General features: G+C 74.3%; 28 protein-coding genes and 1 riboswitch. Of the genes, 12 read left to right on the forward strand and 16 right to left on the reverse strand.

The window, feature by feature from the left end; translation table 11 throughout:
• Positions 1-41: 41 nt before the first annotated feature.
• From purB to STTU_RS29520, 5 genes are all read right to left on the reverse strand, one after another.
• On the reverse strand, positions 42-1,475 hold the full coding sequence (gene purB / locus STTU_RS29500) for an adenylosuccinate lyase (RefSeq protein ID WP_007829752.1): 1,434 nt from the start codon (positions 1,473-1,475) through the stop codon (positions 42-44).
• Positions 1,476-1,652: 177 nt separating this feature from the next.
• Positions 1,653-2,489 carry an SGNH/GDSL hydrolase family protein gene (locus STTU_RS29505; RefSeq protein ID WP_007829753.1) on the reverse strand — a complete coding sequence of 279 codons (837 nt, stop codon included), beginning with the start codon at positions 2,487-2,489 and terminating at the stop codon, positions 1,653-1,655.
• Between the two features lie 139 nt (positions 2,490-2,628).
• Positions 2,629-3,657, reverse strand: coding sequence for a hemolysin family protein (locus tag STTU_RS29510; RefSeq protein WP_043256689.1), 1,029 nt, complete (start codon positions 3,655-3,657; stop codon positions 2,629-2,631).
• Positions 3,654-4,988: a hemolysin family protein gene (locus STTU_RS29515; protein WP_007829755.1), complete on the reverse strand. Its 1,335-nt coding sequence runs from the start codon at positions 4,986-4,988 to the stop codon at positions 3,654-3,656. Before STTU_RS29515 ends, STTU_RS29510 begins: the two co-directional genes overlap by 4 nt.
• Positions 4,989-5,215: 227 nt before the next feature.
• Complete coding sequence (locus tag STTU_RS29520; protein ID WP_007829757.1) at positions 5,216-5,644, reverse strand: GNAT family N-acetyltransferase; 429 nt, start codon at positions 5,642-5,644, stop codon at positions 5,216-5,218.
• A gap of 220 nt (positions 5,645-5,864) precedes the next feature.
• Between STTU_RS29520 and STTU_RS29525 the strand changes: the two genes are divergently transcribed.
• Positions 5,865-6,311: an ATP-binding protein gene (locus STTU_RS29525; RefSeq protein WP_007829759.1), complete on the forward strand. Its 447-nt coding sequence runs from the start codon at positions 5,865-5,867 to the stop codon at positions 6,309-6,311.
• Between the two features lie 142 nt (positions 6,312-6,453).
• On the opposite strand, the gene STTU_RS29530 is transcribed toward STTU_RS29525, so the two are convergent.
• The 3 genes from STTU_RS29530 to STTU_RS29540 form a co-directional block, all read right to left on the reverse strand.
• The gene (locus STTU_RS29530) at positions 6,454-6,930 is read right to left on the reverse strand and encodes a C40 family peptidase (RefSeq protein WP_007829760.1); all 477 of its coding nucleotides are present in this window, start codon (positions 6,928-6,930) and stop codon (positions 6,454-6,456) included.
• Positions 6,931-6,933: 3 nt separating this feature from the next.
• Positions 6,934-7,109: riboswitch (cyclic di-AMP (ydaO/yuaA leader) on the reverse strand.
• 451 nt (positions 7,110-7,560) lie between these two features.
• Positions 7,561-7,911 carry a hypothetical protein gene (locus tag STTU_RS29535; protein WP_007829764.1) on the reverse strand — a complete coding sequence of 117 codons (351 nt, stop codon included), beginning with the start codon at positions 7,909-7,911 and terminating at the stop codon, positions 7,561-7,563.
• Positions 7,912-7,915: 4 nt separating this feature from the next.
• Positions 7,916-8,554, reverse strand: a complete 639-nt coding sequence (locus tag STTU_RS29540; protein ID WP_043256691.1) for a ClpP family protease — start codon at positions 8,552-8,554, stop codon at positions 7,916-7,918.
• A gap of 176 nt (positions 8,555-8,730) precedes the next feature.
• Here STTU_RS29540 and STTU_RS29545 point away from each other — a divergent pair, with 176 nt between their 5' ends.
• From STTU_RS29545 to STTU_RS29575, 7 genes are all read left to right on the forward strand, one after another.
• Complete coding sequence (locus tag STTU_RS29545) at positions 8,731-9,030, forward strand: type II toxin-antitoxin system Phd/YefM family antitoxin (RefSeq protein WP_043256693.1); 300 nt, start codon at positions 8,731-8,733, stop codon at positions 9,028-9,030.
• 225 nt (positions 9,031-9,255) lie between these two features.
• On the forward strand, positions 9,256-9,558 hold the full coding sequence (locus tag STTU_RS29550) for an urease subunit gamma (RefSeq protein ID WP_007829768.1): 303 nt from the start codon (positions 9,256-9,258) through the stop codon (positions 9,556-9,558).
• Positions 9,559-9,574: 16 nt separating this feature from the next.
• A complete protein-coding gene (locus STTU_RS29555) occupies positions 9,575-9,934 on the forward strand; it encodes an urease subunit beta (RefSeq protein WP_007829771.1) in 360 nt (119 codons plus the stop codon).
• Entirely contained in the window at positions 9,921-11,669 is a 1,749-nt protein-coding gene (locus STTU_RS29560) for an urease subunit alpha (RefSeq protein ID WP_043256696.1), read from the forward strand. Before STTU_RS29555 ends, STTU_RS29560 begins: the two co-directional genes overlap by 14 nt.
• Before the next feature lie 109 nt (positions 11,670-11,778).
• Positions 11,779-12,456, forward strand: a complete 678-nt coding sequence (locus tag STTU_RS29565; RefSeq protein ID WP_007829781.1) for an urease accessory protein UreF — start codon at positions 11,779-11,781, stop codon at positions 12,454-12,456.
• An 18-nt stretch (positions 12,457-12,474) separates the two neighbouring features.
• On the forward strand, positions 12,475-13,158 hold the full coding sequence (ureG, locus tag STTU_RS29570) for an urease accessory protein UreG (RefSeq protein WP_007829782.1): 684 nt from the start codon (positions 12,475-12,477) through the stop codon (positions 13,156-13,158).
• A complete protein-coding gene (locus STTU_RS29575; RefSeq protein WP_043257845.1) occupies positions 13,155-13,931 on the forward strand; it encodes an urease accessory protein UreD in 777 nt (258 codons plus the stop codon). Before ureG ends, STTU_RS29575 begins: the two co-directional genes overlap by 4 nt.
• A 29-nt stretch (positions 13,932-13,960) precedes the next feature.
• Here STTU_RS29575 and STTU_RS29580 read toward each other — a convergent pair whose 3' ends face one another.
• Complete coding sequence (locus tag STTU_RS29580) at positions 13,961-14,218, reverse strand: DUF4190 domain-containing protein (RefSeq protein ID WP_007829786.1); 258 nt, start codon at positions 14,216-14,218, stop codon at positions 13,961-13,963.
• A gap of 234 nt (positions 14,219-14,452) precedes the next feature.
• On the opposite strand from STTU_RS29580, the gene STTU_RS29585 reads away from it, so the two are divergent.
• Positions 14,453-16,369, forward strand: coding sequence for a hypothetical protein (locus STTU_RS29585; protein WP_007829787.1), 1,917 nt, complete (start codon positions 14,453-14,455; stop codon positions 16,367-16,369).
• A gap of 38 nt (positions 16,370-16,407) precedes the next feature.
• Positions 16,408-16,773 carry a hypothetical protein gene (locus STTU_RS29590; RefSeq protein ID WP_007829788.1) on the forward strand — a complete coding sequence of 122 codons (366 nt, stop codon included), beginning with the start codon at positions 16,408-16,410 and terminating at the stop codon, positions 16,771-16,773.
• 192 nt (positions 16,774-16,965) lie between these two features.
• On the opposite strand, the gene STTU_RS29595 is transcribed toward STTU_RS29590, so the two are convergent.
• Complete coding sequence (locus STTU_RS29595; RefSeq protein ID WP_007829789.1) at positions 16,966-17,409, reverse strand: hypothetical protein; 444 nt, start codon at positions 17,407-17,409, stop codon at positions 16,966-16,968.
• Positions 17,410-17,698: 289 nt separating this feature from the next.
• Here STTU_RS29595 and STTU_RS29600 point away from each other — a divergent pair, with 289 nt between their 5' ends.
• Positions 17,699-18,211, forward strand: coding sequence for an SSI family serine proteinase inhibitor (locus STTU_RS29600; protein ID WP_043256699.1), 513 nt, complete (start codon positions 17,699-17,701; stop codon positions 18,209-18,211).
• 145 nt (positions 18,212-18,356) lie between these two features.
• Here STTU_RS29600 and STTU_RS35090 read toward each other — a convergent pair whose 3' ends face one another.
• From STTU_RS35090 to STTU_RS29625, 5 genes are all read right to left on the reverse strand, one after another.
• Positions 18,357-18,512 carry a hypothetical protein gene (locus STTU_RS35090; RefSeq protein ID WP_007829792.1) on the reverse strand — a complete coding sequence of 52 codons (156 nt, stop codon included), beginning with the start codon at positions 18,510-18,512 and terminating at the stop codon, positions 18,357-18,359.
• Between the two features lie 170 nt (positions 18,513-18,682).
• Positions 18,683-19,630: a cytochrome c oxidase assembly protein gene (locus STTU_RS29610; RefSeq protein ID WP_043256702.1), complete on the reverse strand. Its 948-nt coding sequence runs from the start codon at positions 19,628-19,630 to the stop codon at positions 18,683-18,685.
• 106 nt (positions 19,631-19,736) lie between these two features.
• Positions 19,737-20,759, reverse strand: a complete 1,023-nt coding sequence (locus STTU_RS29615; protein ID WP_009063032.1) for a 6-phosphofructokinase — start codon at positions 20,757-20,759, stop codon at positions 19,737-19,739.
• A 222-nt stretch (positions 20,760-20,981) separates the two neighbouring features.
• The gene (locus STTU_RS29620; protein WP_007829796.1) at positions 20,982-21,710 is read right to left on the reverse strand and encodes a type 1 glutamine amidotransferase; all 729 of its coding nucleotides are present in this window, start codon (positions 21,708-21,710) and stop codon (positions 20,982-20,984) included.
• Positions 21,711-21,736: 26 nt separating this feature from the next.
• Positions 21,737-22,975, reverse strand: coding sequence for a MurT ligase domain-containing protein (locus STTU_RS29625; RefSeq protein WP_043256706.1), 1,239 nt, complete (start codon positions 22,973-22,975; stop codon positions 21,737-21,739).
• A gap of 212 nt (positions 22,976-23,187) precedes the next feature.
• Between STTU_RS29625 and def the strand changes: the two genes are divergently transcribed.
• Positions 23,188-23,739 (forward strand): peptide deformylase, encoded by a 552-nt coding sequence (gene def / locus STTU_RS29630; RefSeq protein ID WP_009063027.1) that lies wholly within the window; start codon positions 23,188-23,190, stop codon positions 23,737-23,739.
• A 122-nt stretch (positions 23,740-23,861) separates the two neighbouring features.
• On the opposite strand, the gene STTU_RS29635 is transcribed toward def, so the two are convergent.
• Positions 23,862-24,539 (reverse strand): TetR family transcriptional regulator, encoded by a 678-nt coding sequence (locus STTU_RS29635; RefSeq protein ID WP_007829800.1) that lies wholly within the window; start codon positions 24,537-24,539, stop codon positions 23,862-23,864.
• Between the last annotated feature and the right edge of the window lie 73 nt (positions 24,540-24,612).

A 24,612-nucleotide genomic window follows, 5' to 3' on the forward strand; every position in this document is an offset into this window, starting at 1 on the left:
CCCGGCCCGGAGGGCGGACGGTGAGCGCTCGGCGTGGCGGTTCAGAGGATCGCGCCCGGGGTGTAGCCGGCGGCCTCGGGGCGCTCGGCGACGACGGCCTCGACGCGCGCGACGACGGCGGCGACCTGGTCGCGGGCCGCGCCCGTGAAGGAGAGCGGGTCGCCCATGAGGGCCGCGAGCCGGTCGCGGTCGAGCGGCAGGCGCTCGTCGGCGGCGAGCTTGTCGAGCAGGTCGTTGCGCTCGGCGCCCTTCTCGCGCATCTCCAGGGCCGTCGCGACCGCGTTCTCCTTGATCGCCTCGTGCGCCACCTCGCGCCCGACGCCGCCACGCACCGCGCCCATGAGGACCTTGGTCGTGGCGAGGAAGGGCAGGTAGCGGTCGAGTTCGCGCGCGACGACGGCCGGGAAGGCGCCGAACTCGTCGAGCACGGTCAGGAAGGTCTCCAGGAGGCCGTCGAGCGCGAAGAACGCGTCGGGCAGCGCGACGCGCCGCACGACCGAGCACGAGACGTCGCCCTCGTTCCACTGGTCGCCCGCCAGCTCGCCGGTCATCGAGGCGTAGCCGCGCAGGATCACCATGAGGCCGTTGACACGCTCGCAGGAGCGGGTGTTCATCTTGTGCGGCATCGCGGAGGAGCCGACCTGGCCCGGCTTGAAGCCCTCGGTGACCAGCTCGTTGCCCGCCATGAGCCGGATCGTCTTGGCGAGCGAGGAAGGCGCGGCGGCGAGCTGCACGAGGCTCGTGACGACCTCGTAGTCGAGCGAGCGCGGATAGACCTGGCCGACCGAGGTGAAGACCTCGCCGAAACCGAGGTGCGCGGCGATGCGGCGCTCCAGCTCGGCGAGCTTCTCGCCGTCGCCGCCGAGCAGGTCGAGCATGTCCTGCGCGGTGCCGACCGGGCCCTTGATGCCGCGCAGCGGGTAGCGGCGCAGCAGCTCCTCGACCCGCCCGTAGGCGACGAACAGTTCGTCGGCGCCCGTGGCGAAGCGCTTGCCGAGCGTCGTGGCCTGCGCGGCGACGTTGTGCGAGCGCCCGGCCATGACCAGCTCGCCGTACTCCCCGGCGAGCTTGCCGAGCCGCGCGAGGACGGCGACGGCACGGTCCCTGATGAGTTCGAGGGAGAGACGGGTCTGGAGCTGCTCGACGTTCTCGGTGAGGTCGCGCGAGGTCATGCCCTTGTGCACGTGCTCGTGCCCGGCGAGGGCGTTGAACTCCTCGATGCGGGCCTTCACGTCGTGCCGGGTGACCTTCTCGCGCTCCGCGATCGAGGCGAGGTCCACGGTGTCGAGGACGCGCTCGTAGTCCTCGACCACCCCCTCGGGCACCTCGATGCCGAGGTCGCGCTGGGCGCGCAGCACGGCGATCCACAGCCGGCGCTCCAGCTTCACCTTCTGCTCGGGCGACCAGAGCTCGGCCAGCTCGGGGGAGGCGTAGCGGCCTGCCAGGACGTTGGGGATACGGGGCTTCGCAGTCACGAGGTCGCAGTCTACTTGGCGGTTCCCGCAGGTAGCCGCGCCGGTCATGTTCGGAGGAAGCTCCAAGACCGCCCCGGGGTCCCGAGCAGTTGTGCCCCTCGGCCGGGCGGGGAGCGACGCGCGCGACCGTCGCCCGGACCCTGCTCGCACCCCCTCCCTCGCGGAGGGGGCGAGGGATCAGGGTTCCAGCCGTCGCCAGCCCGTCACGGGCCCCGGGTTCGCGGGGTCGGCGGGTGTGATCCAGAAGCCCTCGCCGTGTTCGGGGCTGAAGTGCGCGCCCGAGCGGCCGTCGCCGGAGGAGCGGCCGGTCAGGCGGCGGCCGATCCAGGGAAGCAGGTGCGCCCGCGTGAAGCTCACGTCGGCGACGCGGCGCCGGAGCCACGAGGGGGGTACGGGGGCGGGCAGCGGGCTGGTCCAGTCGTCCTCGGCGGCCTGGCCGAGCCCCTGCCACACGGCCTCCGCGACCCTGCGGTGCCCCTCGTCGGTCAGGTGCAGGCGGTCGACGCCCCACATCCGCTGGTCGCCGAGCGCCGCCGAGCCGTAGAGGTCGATGACCAACGCGCCGTGCCGGGACGCCAGTTCGTCGATGCACGCGAACAGCGCCTCCATGCGCGGCCGGAAGCGGTCGAACACCGGGCCCTGACGCCCCGGGCTGCGCATGAGCACCAATTGCTTACAGCTCGGCGCCAGCGTCTCGACCGCCTCTTCGAGCAGCCCCCGCACCCGGCCCATGTCGCACTGGGGGCGCAGGGTGTCGTTGAGGCCGCCGACGAGGGTCACGACGTCGGCGCCCATCTTCGCGGCGGGCCCGACCTGTTCGCGCACGATCTGCTCGATGAGCTTGCCGCGCACGGCGAGGTTGGCGTACCGGAATCCGGGGGCACGGGTCGCGAGGCGGGCGGCGAGCAGGTCCGCCCACCCCCGGTAGGACCCGTCGGGCAACTGGTCCGACATGCCCTCGGTGAAGCTGTCCCCGACGGCGACCAGGCTGGTGTAGGTGGCATTGATCGACATGGCGAGTGCGATCGTACCGGCCGGTACGGGGACGGGGCGAGCCCGGCGGCGGCAGGGCTCACGACCCGTACCGCCGCTCGGGCCGGTACAGCCCGTACCGGTCGCCTCCGCCCCGTACCGGGCCGCTGCCGCCCGCCGCTCAGGCCGCCACCGGCTCCGTCCCCCTGCCGATCAGCTCCCGCAGGACGTCCTCCAGCGTGACGAGGCCCACGAGCCCCTCGTCCGGGGCCGTGACCGCCGCGAGGTGGGCGCCCTGGGCGCGCAGCGCGGTCAGCGCCTCGTCGAGCGGGGTCCCGGCCGCGAGGCGGGGGAGGGGCCGCAGCTCGCGCGGGGCGAAGGGGAGGTCGGCGGGGCGCGGGCCGAGCGCGTCCTTGACGTGCAGGTAGCCCAGGGGCCGCCCGTCCGCGTCCGCGACGGGGAAGCGCGAGTACCCGGACGCGGCGGCGAGCGCCACGAGCCCGTCCGGTGTCGTCCCGAGCGGTGCCGTCACGAGGCGGTCCGGAGGGATCGCCACGTCCCGTACGGGCCTGCGGCCGAGCGCCAGCGCGTCCCGCAGCCGCCGCCCGGAACGGGCGTCGAGCAGCCCCGCCGCGTGCGCGTCGCCCACGAGACGCGCCAGCTCCTCGTCCGAGAACGCCGCCGCCACCTCGTCCCTCGGCTCGACGCGCAGCAGCCGCAGCACCCCGTTCGCCACCGCGTTGACCCCGGCGATCACCGGGCCGAGCGCCCGCGTGAGCGCCACGAGCGGCGGACCGAGCCACAGCGCCGCGCGCACGGGGTCGGCGAGCGCCACGTTCTTCGGGATCATCTCGCCGAGCAGCATGTGCAGGTACGTCGCGAGCGCGAGCGCCACGACGAACGCGGCCGGGTGCACGAGCCCGTGCGGCAGGCCCACGGCGTCGAAGCCGGGCTCCAGGAGGTGCGCGATCGCCGGTTCGGCGACGATGCCGAGCACCAGCGTGCACAGCGTGATGCCGAGCTGTGCCGCCGCCATGAGCCCGGAGACGTGCTCCAGGCCCCACAGCACACGGCGCGCCCGCCTCTCCCCGGCCTCCGCGCGCGGCTCGACCTGTGCGCGCCGCACCGAGATGAGCGCGAACTCGGCGCCCACGAAGAAGGCGTTCGCCACGAGCGTGGCGAGACCGATGAGCAGTTGCAGCGCGATCACCGGCTCAGCTCCTTCGTCCGCGCGTCCGGGGCAGGTGCGAGGAGACGTACGCGCCCGGCGCGCCGCCGGTCGGCGCTGTCGACCCGCAGCTCCCACCCGGCGACGCGCACGGTGTCCCCGGCGCGTGGGACCCGCCCCAGCTCGGCGGTGACGAGGCCGCCCAGCGTCTCGTACGGGCCCTCGGGGAGTGCGGGCCCGAGCCCCGCGAGCCGGTCGACGCGCAGGGAGCCCTCGGCGGCCCACACCGCGCGGTCGCCCTCGCTCCCGGCCCGTACCAGCGCGGGCCTGGCGCGCGGGTCGTGCTCGTCGCGCACCTCGCCGACGACTTCCTCGACGACGTCCTCCAGGGTCACGAGCCCGGCCGTGCCGCCGTACTCGTCGATCACGAGCGCCATCGCCCCGGCACCGCTGAGCCGGTCGAGCAGCAGGTCCACGGGCAGGGTCGCGGGGACGAGGACGGGCGGCGCGAGCAGGGCGCGGACCGGTGTCGCCGCGCGCGCGGCGGGCGGGAGCGCCAGGACGTCCTTGACGTGCACGGTGCCGCACACCTCGTCGAGCCCGTCGCCCCGGTGCACGGGGAAGCGCGAGAGGCCGGTGCGGCGGGCGGCGGTGAGCACGCGCGCGGCGGGCTCGCCCGCCGCGACGGCGACGACGTCGACGCGGGGCGTCATGACGGCGCCCGCCGTGAGCGCGCCGAGTCCGAGCGTGCGCACGAACAGCTCGGCCGTCCCCGCCGGAAGCGTGCCCGCGCGGGCCGAGTGCCGCGCGAGCGCGGCGAGTTCCCGCGGCCCGCGTGCCGGGGCGATCTCCTCCGCCGGCTCCAGGCCGAGGCGGCGCACGGCGCGGTTCGCGGTCGTGTCCAGGTGTGTGATCAGCGGGCGGAGCACGAAGGAGAAGAGGCGCAGCGGCCCGGCGACGGCGCGCGCGACACGCTCCGGGGCGGAGATCGCCCAGTTCTTCGGCACGAGTTCGCCGACGACCATGAGGAAGGCGGTCGACAGTGCCGTGCCGAGTACGAGGGCGAGCACCGTGACGGCCCCGGCGGGCAGCCCGAGCGCGCCGAGCGGCCCGGAGAGCACCTTGGCGACCGAGGGCTCGGCCAACATCCCGATGACCAGGTTGGTCACCGTGATCCCGAGCTGGGCCCCGGAGAGCTGGAAGGTGAGCCGTCGCACGGCGGCGAGGGCGTGCCGGGCGCCGCGCTCACCGCGCCGCGCGGCTGCTTCCAGAGCCCCGCGCTCGACGGTCGTGAGGGAGAACTCGGCCGCCACGAAGACACCGCAGGCGAGGGCGAGGAGAACGGCGAGGCCGAGGAGGAGGAGTTCCGTCACCGGACCCCTCCGGAGGCGGAGAAGGGAATCGCGCCGGAGCGCGGACTGGGAGGCTCGCCCATGGGCGGACGCTCACACCTTTCGCTGGGAACCCCGCGAGAGGGCTCGCGGAGGGTCACGATTCGCGGATCGAAAAGGACCGGTCACGCAAGAGTAAAGGAAGAGCAAAGCGAAGGGGAAGGGGCGGCCGTCGGCGGAAAGCCGGGGCGGGGTCGCGACGGGTCGTGTCACACCGGCTTCACCCAGCGCCGCCACCGCTCCTCCCGCACGTACCCCGCCGCGCCCCACGCGCCGTGCGCGCGCGTGTTCTCCTCCAGGACCATCGCGTCCACGCGGCGACCGCCGAGCGCGGCGAAACGGTCCTCCATCGCGGTGAGGAGCGCCGTCGCGATGCCCTGGCGGCGGTACGCGGGGTGGACGGCGAGGCGGTAGGCGGAGCAGCGCCAGCCGTCGAAGCCCGCGATCACCGTGCCGACGAGCGTGCCGTCACGCTCGGCGAGGAGCAGCGCCTCGGGATCGCGGTCGAGGAGGCGGCCGACGCCCGCGGTGTCGTCGCTGATGCTCGTCCCCTCGGCCGCCTCGCGCCAGAAGGCGAGGACGGGCGCGACATCGGCGGGCTCGGCGTGGCGTATGCGCAGGTCGTCAGGTGTGCTCATGGGAGCAGCCAAGCAGGCGGCACGCGTCGCGGGCACCCGGTTTTCGCGAGGCGGGACGGCGCGCCGCGTACCCCGGAATCCGCTCGGCCGTAGCAGGCTTCACCGCTTCGGGCGACAGTGGCGCACAGTCCTCGGAGGGCGCCCCTCGCTGGTGGCAGGCTGTCGCGAACCACCGACCCGGTGCGCCGTTCGGGCGCCCGGTGGAAAGGGGCAGGTCGTCATGGCCGATCATCAGGAAGCCTCCGCCACGCTGCCGAGCGACGCCGCCTCGGTCCGCGAGGCGCGCGCCTTCGTCTGCGCGCTCCTCGCGGAATGGGGACTGCCCGCGCGGGCGGACATGGCCGACGCGGTGCGCCTGATCGTCTCCGAACTCGTCACCAACGCCGTCCTGCACACGGACGGGCGGTCCCCCTTCTTCACTGTCACCGTCTCGCTCGACCGGGACGAACTCCTGCGCGTCGGGGTCACCGACTCCCATCCCCGGCCGCCGCGCCGCCTCCCGGCCGCCGTCCAGCAGGACAACGGGCGCGGTCTCGCGATCATCCGCTTCCTCACGGCGGAGAACGGCGGCAGGCTGTCCGTGGTGCCGACGCCCCAGGGCGGCAAGACCGTCCTGGTCGCCCTGCCCTGGCGACCGGCGCGCGCGGGCGTCGTGCCGGAGGACTGAGCCCCATCCACGAGCCCGCGCTCACGAGCCGCGCTCACGAGTCCGGGCCCGCGACCCCCGCGCTCACGAGCCCGAGCCCACGAACGCCGTGCTCACGAGCCCGAGCCCACGACACACGCACGGTCCCGCGCGCGCCCGACGCCTACCGCACGCGTCCGTACGAGACCCGCTTCGACCAGATCTTTTCGAGCTTGACCACGTCTCCCGTCTTCGGGGCGTGCCAGATCTTGTTCTTCCCGGCGTAGATGCCGACGTGGTAGATGCTGCCGCCGGAGCGGAAGAACACCAGGTCGCCCTTGGTGCGCTTGCCCGCCGACACGTGCCGGGTCCGGTTGTACTGCGCCTGGGCGGTGCGGGGCAGGGACTTGCCCGCCTTCTTGAACGAATAGAGCGTCAGGCCCGAGCAGTCGAAGCGATGCGGACCCTTCGCGCCCCAGCGGTAGGGGGCGCCCTTCTTGGACGCCGCGACCTTGAGGGCCTTCGTGGAGATCCGGACGGCGGCCGAGGCCTCCCCGGAGGCGCCGGGGACGAGGACGGTGCCGCCCACGGCGGCGAGGGTGAGGACCGACACCGCGCCGGTCCGGGAGAGCAGGACGGGAACTCGATTGCGCACCAGCATGCGTAACCCTTCGTCAACCGCCTGTGAAGGGTGACCTGTCGGGTTCGGACTGGCGAAGATGCCCGGCCGCTCACGCGGCTTCACCCCAAGGACCGGCGCCCGTTACCGGGCCCGACCCGCCGTGCTCGGGTCCTCCACTCCCGCCGATCCACTCCGTGTCGACCTGGCGTCCGGGCGGCGGCGGGACTCGGCGTCCGCCCGGACCGCCCCGCCGCTGCGGCGGGGGCTTGTCGTCGGGAGCGATCTTGACGCACGACAGCGCCGGATTCCGAATGAAAACCGGCTTATGTGAGGTTAGTCACCCGTATGGCGATCGGGTGGCGAAAGGGGGTCGGACGGGACTCCAGTCGCGAGGGGCGAGCCCTCGACCAGCGCAAACGCTGTGCGGGCGCGGCGGAACGCGGACCGCGAGGGCAACCGCGGGCGACGTGACGCCGACTCAGGCGTACGTCATTGGGGGGTCCTCCGTTCGGCCGCCGCGCGTCGCGCAGCGGACACGAAGGGTCGCGGAGCGCATGCATGTGAAGGGTTAAGAAGGGTCATGCGCCGTCCCGCGCGGACTTCACGCCCCGCGCGCGCACCGCGAACGGCCCGCGCTGACGCGCCTTCCCCGCGCCCCCGCGGGCTCTTTCAGCGCCCCCGCCCGCCCTCTTCCCCGCTCTCGCCGCCCGCCCCGGCCTCCTCGGGCGGCGGCACGGCGACCCGTCCCGCCCGGCGTTCCCCGTCCAGGACGCGCAAGGCCCGCTCCAGCGTGGCCCGGTGCAGCGCGGTCTCGCCGCGCGCGTGCATCAGCGCCAGCGCGTCCCGCAGTCGCGTCACCTCGGCGACGAGCGCCTGGGCGGCGCGCAGGGCCGCGTACGTGTCGTCACCGCGCGCGGGGTTGACCCGGCCCAGCAGCTCGGCGGTGGCGAGGTAGTGGTCGACGAGTTCACCCTCGGCACGGGTCAGCGCGGACAGTGGCGGGAGTTCGGGCGGCACCACGCGCTCACCTGGGCCCGGAGTGCGGCGCGCGGCGGTCCGCGAGGGCGTCGACGATCCCGTACGTCACCGCTTCCTCCGCCGTCAGGACGAGGTCGCGCTCCATGTCGCCGCGCACCTCCTCCTCCGTCCGCCCCGTGCCGGCGGCCAGCAGCCGCTCCGTCGTCCGCCGCTCGCGCGCCAACTCCTCGGCCCACACGGCCAGATCGCTCGGCTGCCCCCGCATCCCCTCGGGCAGCTCCGGCTGCCGCAGCACGATCCGCGCCCCGGGCAGCGCCGCGCGCTTGCCGGGCGCCCCGCCGGCGAGCAGGACCGCGCCCACGGAGACGGCCTGCCCGAGGCAGTACGTCGCGACGTCGCACGACAGGTGCCGCATCGTGTCGTACACGGCGGTCAGCGCGGTGAACTCGCCGCCGGGGCAGTTGAGGTAGAGGGAGATGTCCTGATCGGGGTCCGCGTATTCGAGGTGCATGAGCTGTACCGCCAGGTCCGCCGCCGCCGTGTCGTCCAGCGGGGTGCCGAGGAACACGATCCGACCTTCCAGGAGTCGTGAGTACGGGTCAAGAGTGCGTGTGCCGTAGCTGGTGCGCTCGGTGAACTCGGGGAGCACGTGACGAGCGAGAGGGGACCGGTCGGTGGGCTGCAAGGCGGGGCCTCCTGGGACGCGGACGACGCACGGATCGGGCAGACCGTACGATTTGTACGTCCTGTAAATTCTGTACAGAACGTACGTGAGTCTGAGTCAGCCGAAGGGGCTCGCGCAACAGAGACGCCCGGATTACGCCGACAGCGAGAGCGGTCGCGCGACTTAAGGTGGACGGCATGGCTTACGAGATCCCGGTGACGCGAGCCCGCGCCGAGCTGGCCGACCTGATCAACCGGGTCGTCTACGGCGAGGAGCGGGTCGTCGTCACCCGCCACGGCAAACCCCTCGCCGCCCTGGTCCCTGCGGCCGACCTCGACCGCCTCGCGGCCCTCGACGCCGCCGAGGCGGCGGAGGCCGCCGAGACCCCCACCTCGCTCGGCATCGTCACGACCCTGCCCGAGCCCGCCGCCCCGGCCGACTCCTACCGCCCCCGCTTCGGCATCGCGGCGGAACACCGCCCACCAGGACAGCACTGACCCGTCCCGGACGCGGTCCACCGGCCCCGGCCCCGGACGACGGCCGCGACCCGCCGGTACGTATACGGGCCCGCTCCTGCCGCGCCGTGACCGCGCACCTCCGGCCCCTTGTGCCCGCCCTTCGATGTAACGCGCCTGAAACCGTTCGCGGTTAGCCTCGGCTTCGCCTCGCCGGGGGACTCCCCGGGCAGGCGGGGCGTGGGACGAGTGGAAGGTGGTAGGCGCGTGCAACTCACCCCGCACGAGCAGGAACGGCTGCTGATCCATGTGGCGGCCGACGTGGCGCGCAGGCGGCGGGAGCGCGGGCTCAGGCTCAACCATCCCGAGGCGGTCGCCCTGATCACCGCGCACCTGCTCGAAGGGGCGCGCGACGGCCGCACGGTCGCCGAACTCATGGCCTCGGGGCGGGAAGTGCTCACGCGCGCCGACGTCATGGACGGCATCCCCGAGCTGATCCACGAGGTGCAGGTCGAGGCCACCTTCCCCGACGGCACCAAGCTCGTCACCGTCCACGAGCCCATCGTCTGAGCCGGGGGAGGACCGTGTGATTCCCGGGGAGATCCTGTACGCCGAGGAGCCCGTCGCCTACAACGAGGGCCGCGAGGTCACCGTGGTGACCGTCCTCAACCGCGCCGACCGGCCCGTCCAGGTCGGCTCGCACTACCACTTCGCCGAGGCCAACCCCGGCCTCGACTTCGACCGCGGCGCCGCGCACGGCAAGCGGCTCCACATCCCGGCGGGCACGGCCGTCCGCTTCGAGCCCGGCATCCCCGCCGAGGTCGCGCTCGTCCCGCTCGCGGGCGCCCGCTTCGTCGCCGGTCTGCGCGGCGAGACGGCGGGCCCGCTCGACCCCCGTACCCCCACCGCCGCACCGGACGAGGGAGTCACCCGTGACGACGTCTGAGCCGAGCCCCCGCCGGTACACCCTCGCGCGGCCCGCGTACGCCGACCTCTACGGCCCCACGACCGGGGACCGCATCCGGCTCGCCGACACCGATCTGCTCGTCGAGATCGAGGAGGACCGCTGCGGCGGTCCCGGGCGCGCGGGCGAGGAGGCGGTCTTCGGCGGCGGCAAGGTCATCCGCGAGTCGATGGGCCAGTCCCGCGCGAGCCGCGCCGACGGCACCCCGGACACCGTCGTCACGGGCGTCGTCGTCCTCGACCACTGGGGCATCGTCAAGGCCGACGTCGGCATCCGCGACGGGCGCGTCGTCGCGCTCGGCAAGGCCGGGAACCCCGACACGATGGACGGCGTGCACCCCGACCTCGTGATCGGCCCCGAGACGGAGATCATCGCGGGCAACGGGAAGATCCTCACCGCGGGCGGCATCGACACACACGTGCACTTCATCTCACCGGGACTCGTGGACGAGGCGATCGGCTCGGGCATCACGACGATGGTCGGCGGCGGCACAGGACCGGCCGAGGGCACGAAGGCCACGACCATCACCCCGGGTTCCTGGCACCTGGCCCGCATGTTCGAGGCCCTGGAGGACAGCCCCGTCAACCTCGGCTTCCTCGGCAAGGGCAACACCACCTCGTACGCCTCGATGCGCGCGCAACTGCGCGCGGGCGCCGTCGGGTTCAAGATCCACGAGGACTGGGGGGCGACCCCCGCCGTCATCGACGCCTGCCTCGACGTGTGCGAGGAGTCCGGCGCGCAGCTCGCCATCCACACGGACACGCTGAACGAGGCCGGTTTCGTCGGCGACACCTTCGCCGCCGTACGGGGCCGCACCCTGCACGCCTTCCACGTCGAGGGCGCGGGCGGCGGTCACGCGCCCGACATGATCACGGCCGTCTCGCTCCCGCACATCCTGCCCAGCTCCACCAACCCGACCCGCCCGCACACCGTCAACACCGTCGAGGAACACCTCGACATGCTGATGGTCTGCCACCACCTCAACCCGGCGGTCCCCGAGGACCTCGCCTTCGCCGAGTCCCGCATCCGCCCCTCGACGATCGCCGCCGAGGACATCCTCCACGACCTCGGCGCCATCTCGATCATGTCCTCGGACTCCCAGGCCATGGGCCGCGTCGGCGAGGTCGTCCTGCGGACGTGGCAGACCGCGCACGTCATGAAGCGGCGGCGCGGCAGCCTGCCCGGCGACGGGCGCGCCGACAACCTGCGCGCGCGGCGGTACGTGGCGAAGTACACGATCAACGCGGCGCTCGCGCAGGGCCTGGACGCCGAGGTCGGCTCCGTGGAGCCCGGCAAGCTCGCCGACCTCGTGCTGTGGGACCCGGCGTTCTTCGGCGTGAAACCCCACCTCGTCCTCAAGGGCGGGCAGATCGCCTGGGCGCAGACGGGCGACGCCAACGCGTCCATCCCCACGCCCCAACCCGTCCTGCCCCGGCCCATGTTCGGCGCCATGGGCGCCGCGCCCGCAGGGCTCTCGCTCAACTTCGTCACCCAGGCGGCACTCGACGACGGGCTCCCCGAACGCCTCGGCCTGCGCCGTACGTTCGCCGCGATCCGCTCGACGCGCGGCCTCGGCAAGGCGGACATGCGGCTCAACGACGCGCTGCCCCGCGTCGAGGTCGCCCCCGACAGCTTCGCCGTGACGATCGACGGGGAACTCGTCGAACCCGAACCGGTGACGGAACTCCCCATGGCCCAGCGGTACTTCCTGTTCTGACCCGCGCGCTGCCCCGTTCCTGTCCGCATCCCGTGGCCGCGCCCGACCGCACCCGCATCCACCCGCCCGCACCCCACCGCACCGACCGCACCCGAAGGAAGGAGCCCTCGTGCCCGTGCCCGCCGCGCTGCTCGTCCTCGCCGACGGCAGGCTCCCGGCCGGAGGCCACGCGCACTCCGGGGGCGCGGAGGAGGCCGTCGCGGACGGGCGTGTCAGCGGCCCCGCCGACCTGTACGCGTACTGCCTCGGCCGCGCGCACACGACCGGCCTCGTCGCCGCCTCGCTCGCCGCCGCCGCTGCCGACGGGCTCGACCCGCTCGCCCTCGACCACGCCGCCGACGCCCGCACCCCGTCCCCGGCGCTGCGCGCGGCGGCCCGCAGGCTCGGCCGCCAGCTCCTGCGCGCCGCGCGCGCCGCCTGGCCGGACCCCGCGCTCGACGCCGTCGCCGCACGGCACCCGCGCGGTCTCCACCAGCCCGTCGTCCTCGGCCTCACCGCGCGTGCCGCCGGGCTCGGCCCCGCCGACGCGGCTGCCGCGAGCCTCTACGAGAGCGTCGGAGGCCCCGCGAGCGCCACCGTCCGGCTGCTCAGCCTCGACCCGCTCGACGCCACCCGGGTCCTCGCCCGCCTCGCCCCCGTTCTCGACACTCTGGCCGCCGAAGCCGTCGCGCACGCGGCCCGCGCCCGCACCGAGGGCCTCGACGCGCTCCCCGCCCGCGCGGCCCCGCTGCTCGACCTCGCGGCCGAACACCACGCCCGCCGTCCGCACAAGCTGTTCACCACTTAGCACCGCTGGAGCCGCCCCGTGCACCTCGACCACGCCCACGACGCGCCGCCCGCGCTCAGCGCCGACGCCCACCTGCCCGACGGCCGCCGCCGCGCGCTCCGGCTCGGCCTCGGCGGCCCCGTCGGCTCGGGCAAGACCGCGACCGTCGCCGCGCTGTGCCGCACCCTGCGCGCCGAACTGTCCCTCGCCGTCGTCACCAACGACATCTACACCCGCGAGGACGCCGAATTCCTCCTGAAGGAAGGCGTGCTGCCGCCCGAGCGGATCACCGCCGTCGAGACGGGCGCGTGCCCGCACACCGCGATCAGGGACGACATCTCGGCGAACCTGGAGGCGGTCGAGGAACTGGAGGCCGCGACGGGCCCCCTCGACGTGATCCTCGTCGAGTCCGGCGGCGACAACCTCACGGCGACCTTCTCGCGCGGCCTCGTGGACGCGCAGATCTTCGTCATCGACGTCGCGGGCGGCGACGACATCCCGCGCAAGGGCGGACCTGGCGTCACCACGGCGGACCTCCTCGTCGTCAACAAGACGGACCTTGCGCCCTACGTCGGCTCCGACCTCGACCGGATGGCGAAGGACGCCGCGCACGCGCGCGGCGAACTCCCCGTGATCCTCCAGTCCTTGCGCACGCCCGAGGGCGTGGGCCCGGTCGCCGGGTGGGTACGCGCACAGCACCGCGCGTGGCGGGCGCGCGGATGACGACAGCCGTCGCCGGGGCCCGCGCGCGGGTACGGATCGAGGCGCGCGCGGACGGGCGGGGCGGCACCGCGCTCCCCGTGCTGAGCGGCGAGGGCCCGCTCGCGGCACGCCGCACGCGGGGCGTCCCGGGGGCCGCGCACGTCGTGCTCGTCGGCGCGATGGGCGGTCCGCTCGGCGGGGACGCGTACGAGGTACGGGCCGAGGCGGGCCCCGGGGCGCGGCTGCGCGTCGGCTCCGTCGCCGCGACGCTCGCCCTGCCGGGGCAGTCCACGCCCCGTTCCACGTACGCCGTGGATCTGGAGGCGGCCGGGGACGGGCTCCTGGAGTGGCTGCCCGAACCCGTCGTCGCCGTCGCGGGCTGCGACCTCGCGCAGCACACCCGCGTGACGCTCGCCGAAGGGGCGCGGCTCGCCCTGCGCGAGGAGCAGGTCCTCGGCCGCAGCGGCGAGTCACCGGGCCGGATCACCTCGCGCCTCACGGTCCGCCTCGCCGGACGCCCGCTCCTGGACCAGGAGACGTGTCTCGGGACGGGCGCTCCGCCGGGCTGGGACGGCCCGGCCGGTACGGCGGGACGCCGCGCGCTCGGGCAACTGCTGCTCGTGGCGCCGGAGTTCCAGGAGTACGAGATCGGCGCTCATTCCCTCGCACCGGGCGTCGTGCTGCTGCCGCTCGACGGACCGGCCGTGCTCGTGAGCGCGCTCGCCCCCGACGCACTGCGCCTGCGCCGCCTCCTGGACGAGGCGGCGCAGGCGCTGGGACGGCCGGGCGTGTGAGGGCGTGAGCCCCGCGGCCCTCCGGGGGGTCAGGCTCCCACGTACAGACCGAAACCGTTTGTCGCCATGAGGACGATGCCGAGGACCAGGTCGATCGCCCCGAGGACGAGACCGGCCTTGGCCATGCCGGGGCGGCCCGTGCCGCGCAGCGCGATGTAACCGAAGACGAGGGCCAGCAGGCCCAGGAGGATGGAGAAGAAGAAGAGTCCCACGATGCCGAGGACGAGCGACGCTATCGCCAGGCCGCCTGTCGTCCCACGCGTCCGTCCCGCTCCGTAGCCGCTCATGCGTACCCCTTCTCGTAGGAGGCCCCGCCGGGTGCGGGCCGCCGTCAGCGGACGGGTTTCCCGGAACGGGCCGGTCATGCCTGGCTGTTCGCACGGGGAAGTCGCGAAGGCGTACAAGTGGTACGGACCCGGATGTTCACGGACGGTTGGGCGGTGGTAAACCATGCGTAGGCGTCCGACGTTGCCCCGGGGGGTCGGGACACGGGTGCCGCATACGCACAACAGGGGGAGTACATGACTGATCCTCGGCAGGGCGCGTCCGGAGAGCCGGAGGACGCGAGAGGCGCGGGCGGCGGCGGATTCGGCCCGCCGCCCGAGGGGTTCGGCCCGGCGCGGGGCACATCGCCCGGTCCGGCGCGGGGCGCGTCCCAGGGTCCTCCGCAAGTCCCTGCGCAGAATCCCTCGCAGGGCGTCCCGCCCGCCCCGCCGCCGCCCGCCCCGCCGGGAGCACCGCACGGCGGCTTCGGCCCCGCGTACGACCCCGCCGACCCGGGCTCCCCCACCCCGCCCGGCATCCCCGCCCAGTCCGGGGCCCCGCCCTCCTTCCCCCCGCCGCCCCTCTACCCGCCCGGTCCGCCCACCGCGCTCGCCCCGCCCCCCGGTCCGCCCGACGCGCCGCGCGGCCCGCGCGATGTTCCGCGCGCTCTCGGTCTCGCCCTGCTCGACCTGAGCGGACTCGGCATCGGGCACGCCCTGCTGCGTTCCCGGGGCGGCTTCGCCGTGGCTCTCGTGAGCACCGGCGCCCTCGCCCTCGTGGCCCTGCCCGCCGACCCCGACGGCGTGCCGCCCGCCCTCGTCGTCGGCTGGCTCGTGATCCTCGTCCTCCTCGCGGCCCACGCCGCCGCGCGCGGACTGCGCACGACGCGCGCCGTGCCGACCGTGCCCGTGCTCGGCCTCGCCCTCGTCCTGCTCGCCGCGCCCGTCCTCGCGGGCTTCGAGTACGACGCGGCCCGCGAACGCGCCCAGCACGCCCGCCTGGAGAAACAACTGCTCGACCGGCTCGGCGAGGCCGACCGCACCGTGGCCCGCTACGAGACCTCCGGGTACGCGGGCCACGAGTCGGCGTTCTCCTCGGCCCTCACCGCGTACCGCGACCTGAGCCGCGACCACCCCGGCTCGGCGGCGGCGCACAAGGTCCCGGCCCGGCTGCGGACGTACTACCGGACCGTCGGCGCGCCCTTCGGCAAGGGCGACTACTGCGACGCCGTCGATCCCCTGCGCCACCTGCTCACCGTGCCGAGGACGATGGGCACAGGCCGCGTCCCCGAGGACCTCGCCGCCTGGCCCGCACCGCGCCTCGCGACCTCGCTCTACGGCTGCGGCATCGGCGGGCTCGGCACCAAGGACTCCTCCACCGCCGAGTACCACCTCACGGCCCTCCTGGAGGAGTACCCCGACAGCCCCGAGGCGGGCAAGATCGTCCCCGAGGTGGAGAAGCACGTGAGCTTCTCGCTGAAGGACAAGGGCGGCGAGTCGCCCTGTGACGCGGCCTCATCCCTCCAGACCCTCGCCGACCAGGCCACCTCCGTCGCCAAGGCGGACGGCGCGCCCGCCGCGACGGTGACCGCCCTCGGCCGCCAGGCGGACCGGGCGAAGGGCGGCCTGCCCACGAAGACGTGGAACTGCGCGCTCGACGCCTATCACGACAAGGACTACGCGGCCACGCAGTCCCGCATGCGCGACTTCACGGCCCGCTACGGCAAGGACGGCCGGACCCCGCTCGCGCGCAAGTACGTCATCGCCGCCCAGGTCGCCGACGAACTCCCGGCCGCGGGCAAGGTGAAGCCGACGACCTCGTCCGGCGGCTCGATCACGGTGACCGTCCGCAACGACAGCCCCGAGGCCGTCGAAGTGCTCTACACCGGCCCTGTGACCGGTAGCTTCCAGCTCGGCGGTTGCGAGAACTGCAAGCGCTACGAGTGGGCCGACACCCTCAACCCCGCCTTCAAGCCCTGCCCGTCCGGCCGGACGTACCCGAGCAAGACGCTGCGGCTGCCCGCGGGCACCACGTACTTCCTGCACGAGCCGAGGAGCGGCAGCGGCCTCGGCGGGTCCCCCGCCACCGACACCGTGAAGGTGCGAGGCGGATACACGTACACCGAGTGCGCCTACACGGCGAAGGGATTCGGATCGAGCGGGATCGACGGCTGACCGTTTGCGCCTCCGTGGGGGCGTAATACGGTACGAGAATGAGCGAAAAGCCACAGGGGGGACGCGATGCCTCCGATGCCGACCTCGCCCGCGAGGCCGTGGACGTCCATCTCTCGCGCAGGCTCTCGGAGTGGGAGGGACAGCTGAGCGCCGCCACCGAGGGCACGCACGAGTACGAGGAGACGCTCGGCTACCGCAACGCCGAGGAGTCCCGCCTGCGCGCCTGGCGCGAGACGGGCCACCTCGACAACGACCTCGCCCTCGCCGTCGACCAGCGCGCCCGCGCCGACCTCAAGATGGACGCCGTGGACGAGGCCCGCAGGGAGGCCATCCACCGCGGCCTCCTCGCCCTCGGCTGGGCCCCGGAGGGCGGCGGGGGAGAGGCCAGGGTGACGGGGGCGTGACGCACGCGGGGACGTGAGTCCCTGGGGCGCGCGGGGGACCGAGCCGGTACGGGGCAGGGCGGCGCGGACGGTACGGGCCGGGCTCCGGCCGCCTCCGTGCCCGTACGCCCCGGCGACCCCGCCCCCGCGCGCCCCGGACCGTACGCCCCCACCTCCGCGCGCCCCAGACCGTACGCCCCCGCCCCCACCCGCTCACCCCAGGAGCAGCGCCCGGCCCACGAGCAGCGCGCCCACCGCCGCGCACACCGCGCACACGACCAGACCGAGCACGACCGGCACCGGGTCCGCGCTCTCGCCCGGCGGCGGGCACACCGCGCGCTCCGGCTCGCCCGGGGGATGCCGTACCACCACGAGATCCCCCGTGAGCCGCAGCTCGCCCGAGGTGTCCCGCAGGCGCACGAGCCGCCCCTCGGGCGTACGGAACTCCAGGAGCGCCTGCCGCTCGGGGCCCGCGTGCCAGGAGCCCGCCGGGGGTCCGACGAGCAGCGTGTCCACGACCCGCGCGAGCGCCCGGCCCCCGGGCAGCCGCCGCTGTCTCACCGCCGCGCGCACCGCCGCCGCGGTGCCGAGCAGCCCCCCGCCCAGCAGCAGCACCCCCGTGACCGCGCGCAGCGGCCAGAACCCGCTGTCGTCCATGCCTTGCCTCTCTCACCGCTCCTGAGCGCCCGTGCACCGCCCTCGCGCACGCTCTGCCACCTTCCACCCACAGAGAGGGGCATTCGGGCCGCCGGGTTGCCCGGCGGACGGAGCGCGCCGGGGTCGCCCGGCACGCCGCCGCACGCTCCGCCGTACGGCCGCGCGCCCTCACCCGTGCGCGTGCCGGGACCCGGGAGCCCCGTCGCCCGTGCCCGGTGACCGGGGAGGGGTGAGCGCGGGCGCCCGCCCGCGCGGGCGCGAAACCCCCGTCCCGCACGAGGAGTCCCGCATGCGTCTCGTCACCACCCTCGCGGTGGCGCTGCTGGCCGGTACGGCCCTGCTGCCGACCGCCCAGGCAGCCCCGCCCCCGCCCCCGGCCGACCGCCCCACGCTGCAACGCCCCGCCCCCGGCAGCGCCCAGTCCGCCGAGCGCGACACTCCGCGCGACACCCCGGCGCCCGGCGACGCCGGGGGCCGGCTCACCGCGCACGGGCCCGCGCGCGGCCTCTTCCTCACCGTCGCCGCCGACGACGCCACCTGGATCAAGGGCGTCACGCTGGACTGTGCCGCGCGCCCCGCGAGCGGCACTCACCCGCACGCCGCGGCGGCCTGCGCCGCGCTCGCCACCGCGGGCGGTCGCCTCGACCAGCTCCGCGGCGCGCCCCGCAACTGCGTCAAGCGGTACCAGCCGGTCACGGTGGGCGTCACGGGCAGCTACCTCGGCCGCGCCACGACCTGGCACCGCACGTACGCGAACTCGTGCGTGCTCGGCGAGGAGACGGGGGACGTCTTCCGCTTCTGAGCGGGGAAAGCGGGGAAACCGGTACGGCGCCCCCGTCCGTACCGGGACGCCGTACCGCGAGGGCTCGTACGCGAGCGAGGGGCGGCCCCCGGTCCGGGAGCCGCCCCTCGTCTCTCGTTGTCGTGCGGTGTCGTACGCGGCTCGGTCAGTCCTGGGTCATCGTCATCGCGAGCGTGAGGAGACCGAGGACGACCCAGCCGAACCACAGCCAGCCGTTGCTGCCGAGGGCCACGGTGTAGGCGGTGACCACCACCAGCCCGCCGATGGTGAACACGCCCATGGTCTTCGTGGTGCCAGGCATACCGAGTCCGCCTCTCCGGCCACCGGGCCCCGGGGACGAGACCCGTCCCACCATCCTCACCCGAACGGCCGCACGGACGCCACCTCTGGTGCGGGTCGGCTTCGCCCCCGGGAGCGCCGGTACGGGCGCCGGGAGGCCCGGCCGACCGCGCTCGCCCCCGGGGGCCTCGGTCAGCTCCGGCCCTGCAACGACGCCAGGTAGTCGTTGTACGCGTTCAGCTCCGCGTCGCCGTCGCGGTCCGCCGCCCGGTCGGTGCGGCGGGCCTGGCGTTGTTCGGAGCGGTACCACTGCATGAGGAGGACGAGGAGGACGACGACCGAGGGGACCTCGCTGAACGCCCAGGCGATGCCGCCCGCCGCGGTCTGGTCGGAGAGGGCGTCGACGCCGAGCGAGGCGGGCGGGTTCTCGAAGGTGCCGACCATCGTCGTGGACGCCATCATGAGCGCGATCCCGAAGAAGGCGTGGAAGGGCATGCCCGCGAACAGCTCCAGCATCCGCATGAGGTAGCCCGGCCGGTGCGGGCCCGGGTCCACGCCCATGATCGGCCAGAAGAAGACGACGCCGACCGCGAGGAAGTGCACCATCATCGCGATGTGCCCGGCGGTCGACTCCATGAGGAAGTCGAAGAGCGGCGTGAAGTACAGCGCGTAGAGGCTCGCGATGAAGAGCGGGATGGTGAAGAGCGGGTGCGTGACGACCCGCATGTACCGGCTGTGCAGGAGCCACAGCAGCCACTCGCGCGGCCCCTTGCGGCCCCGCCCCGCGACGGGCAGCGCGCGCAGCGCGAGCGTCATGGGGGCACCCAGCAGGATCAGGATCGGCGAGAGCATGCTGATGACCATGTGCTGCACCATGTGCACGCTGAACATGACCATGCCGTAGTCGTTCAGCTTCGTGCACATCACGAGCATGATCGTCAGCACCCCGAGCACGAACGGGATCGTCCGTCCCCAGGACCAGGAGTCGCCGCGCCGCCGCAGCCGCGCCACGCCCCAGCCGTAGAGCCCGAGCCCCAGCAGGCAGGCGACGAGGAAGAACACGTCGGGGGAGGGTTCGAGTCCCCGCCCCAGCGTGAACGGCGGCAGATCGGACATCATGCCGTGCCCGCTGTGATCCATCCGCAGACTCCTGATTTCGTACCGGTTGTCCGCACCAGACTAGGACGGGCGACCCACGCTCCCGCGCGCGGGTCGCCCGCCCCGGCCGACGGCTCCCCGGTACGGCTCAGACCACGGTCTCGCACTCCTCGTACCGCGCCGCGGGCACCGTCTTGAGCGTCGCGACGGCGTCGGCGAGCGGCACCATGACGATCTCCGTGCCGCGCAGCGCCGTCATCCGCCCGAACTCGCCGCGGTGCACGGCCTCGACCGCCTCGCGCCCGAAGCGCGTGGCGAGGACCCTGTCGTACGCGGTCGGGGTCCCGCCGCGCTGCACGTGCCCGAGGATCACCGGGCGGGCCTCCTTGCCGAGCCGGTCCTCCAGCTCCAGGGAGAGCTGGCGGGCGACGCCCGAGAAGCGCTCGTGCCCGTAGATGTCGCGCTCGCCGTCCTCGTACTTCATCGTGCCCGGCAGCGGCTTCGCGCCCTCGGCGACGACGACGATCGCGAAGCGCTTGCCCGCGTCGAAGCGCGCGCCGACCCGCTCGGCGACCTCGGCGACGTCGAAGGGCCGCTCGGGCACGAGCACCGCGTGCGCGCCCGCCGCCATCCCGGAGTGCAGCGCTATCCAGCCGGTGTGCCGGCCCATCACCTCGACGATGAGGACCCGCTGGTGCGACTCGGCGGTCGTCTTGAGCCGGTCGAGCGCGTCGGTCGCGACCCCCACCGCCGTGTCGAAGCCGAAGGTGACGTCGGTCGCCGCGATGTCGTTGTCGATCGTCTTGGGCACGCCGACGAGGGGCAGCCCGGCGTCCGAGAGCAGCTTCGCGGCCTTGAGGGTGCCCTCGCCGCCGATCGGCACGACCGCGTCGAGACCGAGGTCCGCGAGGTGCGCCCGCGCCCGCTCCACGCCGTCGCGCAGGTGCGCGGGCTGCACCCGGGAGGAACCGAGCACCGTCCCGCCCTGCGCCAGGATGCCGGCGACCGCGTCGTGGTCGAGGGGCCGCCAGTCGCACTCCAGGAGCCCGCGCCAGCCGTCGTGGAAACCGATCACCTCGTCACCGAGGGCGCCCGCCCGGTGAACGACGGAGCGGATGACCGCGTTGAGCCCCGGGCAGTCCCCACCGGACGTCAGCACGCCAATGCGCATGGGCCTGAAACACCTTCGCAACCTGGTAATGACACCGGACCACGACGTCCGGTCGGTGGCAGCACCCTAATCCCGGTCCAGCACGCCGCCTATTCCGGTCCGTGTGGTGGACAGACCCCGGTGGGCCGCTTTCCAGCCCTCCGGGCGCACCACCCCAAGCCCCTCCGGCGATTGAGGAGCGGGGTCCGGGGCGGAGCCCCGAAACCCCGCACGCACGTCGGACTATTCGGGCCGGGTCGCGGCAGCGATCCGCTCGTCCCTGAGGGCTTCGTACCACTGGTCGTTGACCGGCGGCAGCGCGTTGACGTCCAGCGCCAGCTTCAGCAGCAGGTCGGCGATCTGCGGGTTCCGCGCCATCACGGGCCCGTGCATGTAGGTCCCGAACACCGTGTCGTTGAACGCGCCCTCGGTCCCGTCCCCGGTCCCGTTGCCCTTGCCGAGCCGGGTCCGCGCGAAGGGGCGCGCGGTCGGGCCGAGGTGGGTCACGCCCTGGTGGTTCTCGAAGCCGGTCAGCGGCGGCAGGCCGAGCCGGGGATCGATGTCGGCGAGCACGTCGCCCACGCACCGCTCGCCCTCGCCCCGTACCGAGACGACGTCGAGCAGCCCGAGGCCCGGCTCCCGCTGCCCGAGGTCGTTGACGAACTCGTGTCCGAGGATCTGGTACCCGGCGCACACCGAGAAGACGATCGCCCCGTTGCCCACCGCGCGCTGCAGGCCGCCGTCGCGGCGCAGCCGCTCGGCCGCGAGCCGCTGCGGCCTGTCCTCGCCGCCGCCGATGAGGTAGATGTCGCCCGAGGTCGGCACCGGCTGGTCGCTGCGCACGTCCACGCGCGTGACGCCGAGGCCGCGCTGGCGCGCCCGCCGCTCGACGACGAGGGCGTTGCCCTGGTCGCCGTACGTGCTCAGCAGGTCCGGGTAGATCCAGACCAGACGAAGACTGTTGTCGCTCATATCCCTGTCCCTTCTCACTGGTCCGGTCAATTCCCCACGCGTCGGCGCAAGTCCTGGAACGCCGTGTAGTTGGCGATCGCCTCGATACGCCCCGGCGGGGCCATGCGCACCGCCTCGTCCACGCTCTCGCAGACCCGGAAGTCGAGATTGGCCACTTCGAGACGGACCGCGAGGTCGAGCTTGCGGTCCCCGATGACGAAGATGGGATGCCCGGCGAGCCGCGTGTAGTCCACGTCCCAGAGCCAGGAGGTGTCGGTGCCGTCCGCGCCGCGCGCGTTGACCGACAGGAGCACGGGGGTGGGGGGCGGGTCGATGAGCGAGAAGGTCTCCAGCCAGCCGGCCGGGTTCTTCGCGAGCAGCAGGCGCAGGTCACGGCCCTGGAACTGCACCGTGTCGTAGCGTCCGGCGACTGCCTGGACCTGCCACATGCGCTCCAGGGCGACCTGCGGCGGCACCCCGAAGACGGCGGCGACGGCGGCGGAGGTCGCGGCGTTGGCGCGGTTCGCGCGCCCCGGGAGCTGGAGGTGGATCGGCCAGGCCGAGCCGTGCGGATCGAGGACGTGCTCGCCGGACAGCGCCCAGCTCGCGGCGGGGCGGCGGAAACCGCACTCGCCGCAGAACCAGTCGTCGCCCGGACGCTGCATGACACCGCCGCAGGAGGGGCACGACCAGGCGTCGTCCTTCCACTCCTGCCCGGCCGCCACCCAGATGACGTGCGGCGAGGACGAGGCCGCCCACACGACCAGCGGGTCGTCCGCGTTGGCGACGACGACGGCCTTGCTGCCCGCGAGACCCTCGCGCCAGCGCTCGGCGAGCATGCGGGTCTCGGCGGCCCGGTCGAGCTGGTCGCGCGAGAGGTTGAGCAGCGCGATCGCCTTGGGTTCGACGTCCCGCGCGACACCCGCGAGGTACTTCTCGTCGACCTCGATCACGCCGTAGCGCGCGTCGGAGCCCCCGGCGAGCGCGGAGGTGATCCCCGCGGGCATGTTGGCGCCGAGCGCGTTGGAGACCACGGGGCCCGCGGCGCGCAGGGCCTCGGCGATGAGCCGGGTCGTGGTGGTCTTGCCGTTGGTCGCGGAGACCAGTACGACGTCGAGGTGCGTCGCGAGCCGGGCGAGCAGGTCCGGCTCAAGCCGGAGAGCCACCTTGCCGCCGATCACCGACCCGCTTCCGCGCCCCGCCGCTCGGGACACCGCCGCGGCGGCCTTGCCCGCCGTCACGGCCAGTTTGGCCCGTGCCGACAGCGGCTCCGAGTTGGCTGTCATCGTCCTCGCTCCTCCTTCACTTCCGCCGCGTCCGGCGCCCGCGACCGTCCCCGGGCCACTCCGGCCCACGCTGTGGTGCGGTGCTCCTCCCGCGCGCCGCACACTGGCGGGGAGGCATTCGTCGGGTGCAGCCTACCGAGATCCCCCGCGCGGCCAGAACCGCACACCGTGCCTTGCCTGGGGAAAGGCACGGGACCGTAGGCTGTCCGGTCATGCGACGACGTCCCATCCCGGGCAGTTCCGGACAGGTCCGGCCCCTCAGCCTCTACGGCGCCCCCGTGCTCACCACTCCCGCGCGCGAGACCGGGGACTTCGGTCCGTGGCTGGAAAAGCTCGTGGAGGACCTCTTCGCGACGATGTACGCCGCCCGGGGGGTCGGGCTGGCGGCCCCGCAGATCGGCGAGGACGTACGGGTCTTCGTGTACGACTGCCCCGACGACGAGGACCGCCGCCACCTCGGACACCTCGTCAACCCCCGCCTCGTCGAGGTCGACGGCCCTGTGGTGCGCGGCCCCGAGGGCTGCCTGTCCCTGCCGGGCCTCGAAGCGGGCACCCCGCGCTTCGACCGCGCGGTCGTCGAGGGCCGTACGGCGGACGGGGCGCGCCGCCGCGTCGAGGGCACGGGCTTCTTCGCCCGCTGCCTCCAGCACGAGTACGACCACCTGGAGGGCGGCCTCTACGTGGACCGGCTCGACGCGCGCCGCCACCGCAAGGTCCTGCGGGAGGCGGGCCGCACGGGCTGGGGGAGGGCCGCCGGCCTGTGAGGGCCCCCGGATCGCACGGGATGACGGCGTGTCGCCCGTGCGATCACCGCCCGCGCGAGCGCGTCGCCCCGCGATCCGGAGGACGTGCGGGGAAGGGGGCGCTGCCGCCGTGGGGGCCGGTCTCAGAAGCGCGGGCCGTCCTCGCCCCGGTCCGGGACCTCGCCGAGCATCCCCCAGAGCAGTTCCGTCAGATCCTCCACCAGCTCCTTGCGACCGCAGGGGCGTTCGGCGAGCCACCAGTCGCCCGCCGCGTGCATCATTCCGACGATGCCGTGGCCCCAGACGCGGGCCCTGCGGGTGCCGCCGGGGCCCGGGTCGACGCGTTCGGCGATGACCTCCGCCAGTTCCTCGCCGAGGCGGCGCAGGAGCGGCGCGGAGTGGCGGCCCACGTCGAAGCCCGCGCCCTCGGGCGTGGGGGCGTCCTCTGCGGGGTGCATGAGGAAGCGGTAGACCTGCGGCCGGGCCTCGATCGCGGCGAGGTAGGTGTCGAGCGTGCGGCGCACGCGCTCCCTGCGCGTCGAGGCCGGTGCGTCGAGCGCCTGGCGCAGCGCGGCGAGCAGGGCGTCGGTGTGCCGGGTCGCGAGCGCCCGGTACAGGCCGCCCTTGTCGCCGAAGTGCCGGTAGAGGATCGGCTTGGTGATCCCGGCCTCGGCGGCGATCGCGTTCATCGAGGCGCCGGGTCCCTCGCGCAGTACCACGCGGTCGGCGGCCTCCAGGAGTTCGCGCCGACGCAGCGCCGCCGTCCGCTGCTGTGCCGTACGCTGCCGCGCGGCACGGCCCTTCGTGTCCGTGCTCTCCACAACGAATCTCCCCGCCCGTGCCGTCTCCGTGCCGTCTTCGCGCGCCGGACCAGGCGTGACGGCCCCGCGCATC

Source organism: Streptomyces sp. Tu6071 (assembly GCF_000213055.1).
Lineage (GTDB): Bacteria > Actinomycetota > Actinomycetes > Streptomycetales > Streptomycetaceae > Streptomyces > Streptomyces evansiae.

Excerpts from the sequence above, each read along its gene's own strand:
- STTU_RS29505 (WP_007829753.1), bottom strand. The coding sequence starts at position 2,489 with ATGTCGATCAATGCCACCTACACCAGCCTGGTCGCCGTCGGGGACAGC.
- STTU_RS29520 (WP_007829757.1), bottom strand. The coding sequence starts at position 5,644 with ATGAGCACACCTGACGACCTGCGCATACGCCACGCCGAGCCCGCCGAT.
- STTU_RS29525 (WP_007829759.1), top strand. The coding sequence starts at position 5,865 with ATGGCCGATCATCAGGAAGCCTCCGCCACGCTGCCGAGCGACGCCGCC.
- STTU_RS29530 (WP_007829760.1), bottom strand. The coding sequence starts at position 6,930 with ATGCTGGTGCGCAATCGAGTTCCCGTCCTGCTCTCCCGGACCGGCGCG.
- STTU_RS29545 (WP_043256693.1), top strand. The coding sequence starts at position 8,731 with ATGGCTTACGAGATCCCGGTGACGCGAGCCCGCGCCGAGCTGGCCGAC.
- STTU_RS29575 (WP_043257845.1), top strand. The coding sequence starts at position 13,155 with ATGACGACAGCCGTCGCCGGGGCCCGCGCGCGGGTACGGATCGAGGCG.
- STTU_RS29580 (WP_007829786.1), bottom strand. The coding sequence starts at position 14,218 with ATGAGCGGCTACGGAGCGGGACGGACGCGTGGGACGACAGGCGGCCTG.
- STTU_RS29585 (WP_007829787.1), top strand. The coding sequence starts at position 14,453 with ATGACTGATCCTCGGCAGGGCGCGTCCGGAGAGCCGGAGGACGCGAGA.
- STTU_RS29590 (WP_007829788.1), top strand. The coding sequence starts at position 16,408 with ATGAGCGAAAAGCCACAGGGGGGACGCGATGCCTCCGATGCCGACCTC.
- STTU_RS29595 (WP_007829789.1), bottom strand. The coding sequence starts at position 17,409 with ATGGACGACAGCGGGTTCTGGCCGCTGCGCGCGGTCACGGGGGTGCTG.
- STTU_RS29600 (WP_043256699.1), top strand. The coding sequence starts at position 17,699 with ATGCGTCTCGTCACCACCCTCGCGGTGGCGCTGCTGGCCGGTACGGCC.
- STTU_RS35090 (WP_007829792.1), bottom strand. The coding sequence starts at position 18,512 with ATGCCTGGCACCACGAAGACCATGGGCGTGTTCACCATCGGCGGGCTG.
- STTU_RS29610 (WP_043256702.1), bottom strand. The coding sequence starts at position 19,630 with ATGGATCACAGCGGGCACGGCATGATGTCCGATCTGCCGCCGTTCACG.
- STTU_RS29615 (WP_009063032.1), bottom strand. The coding sequence starts at position 20,759 with ATGCGCATTGGCGTGCTGACGTCCGGTGGGGACTGCCCGGGGCTCAAC.
- STTU_RS29620 (WP_007829796.1), bottom strand. The coding sequence starts at position 21,710 with ATGAGCGACAACAGTCTTCGTCTGGTCTGGATCTACCCGGACCTGCTG.
- STTU_RS29625 (WP_043256706.1), bottom strand. The coding sequence starts at position 22,975 with ATGACAGCCAACTCGGAGCCGCTGTCGGCACGGGCCAAACTGGCCGTG.
- def (WP_009063027.1), top strand. The coding sequence starts at position 23,188 with ATGCGACGACGTCCCATCCCGGGCAGTTCCGGACAGGTCCGGCCCCTC.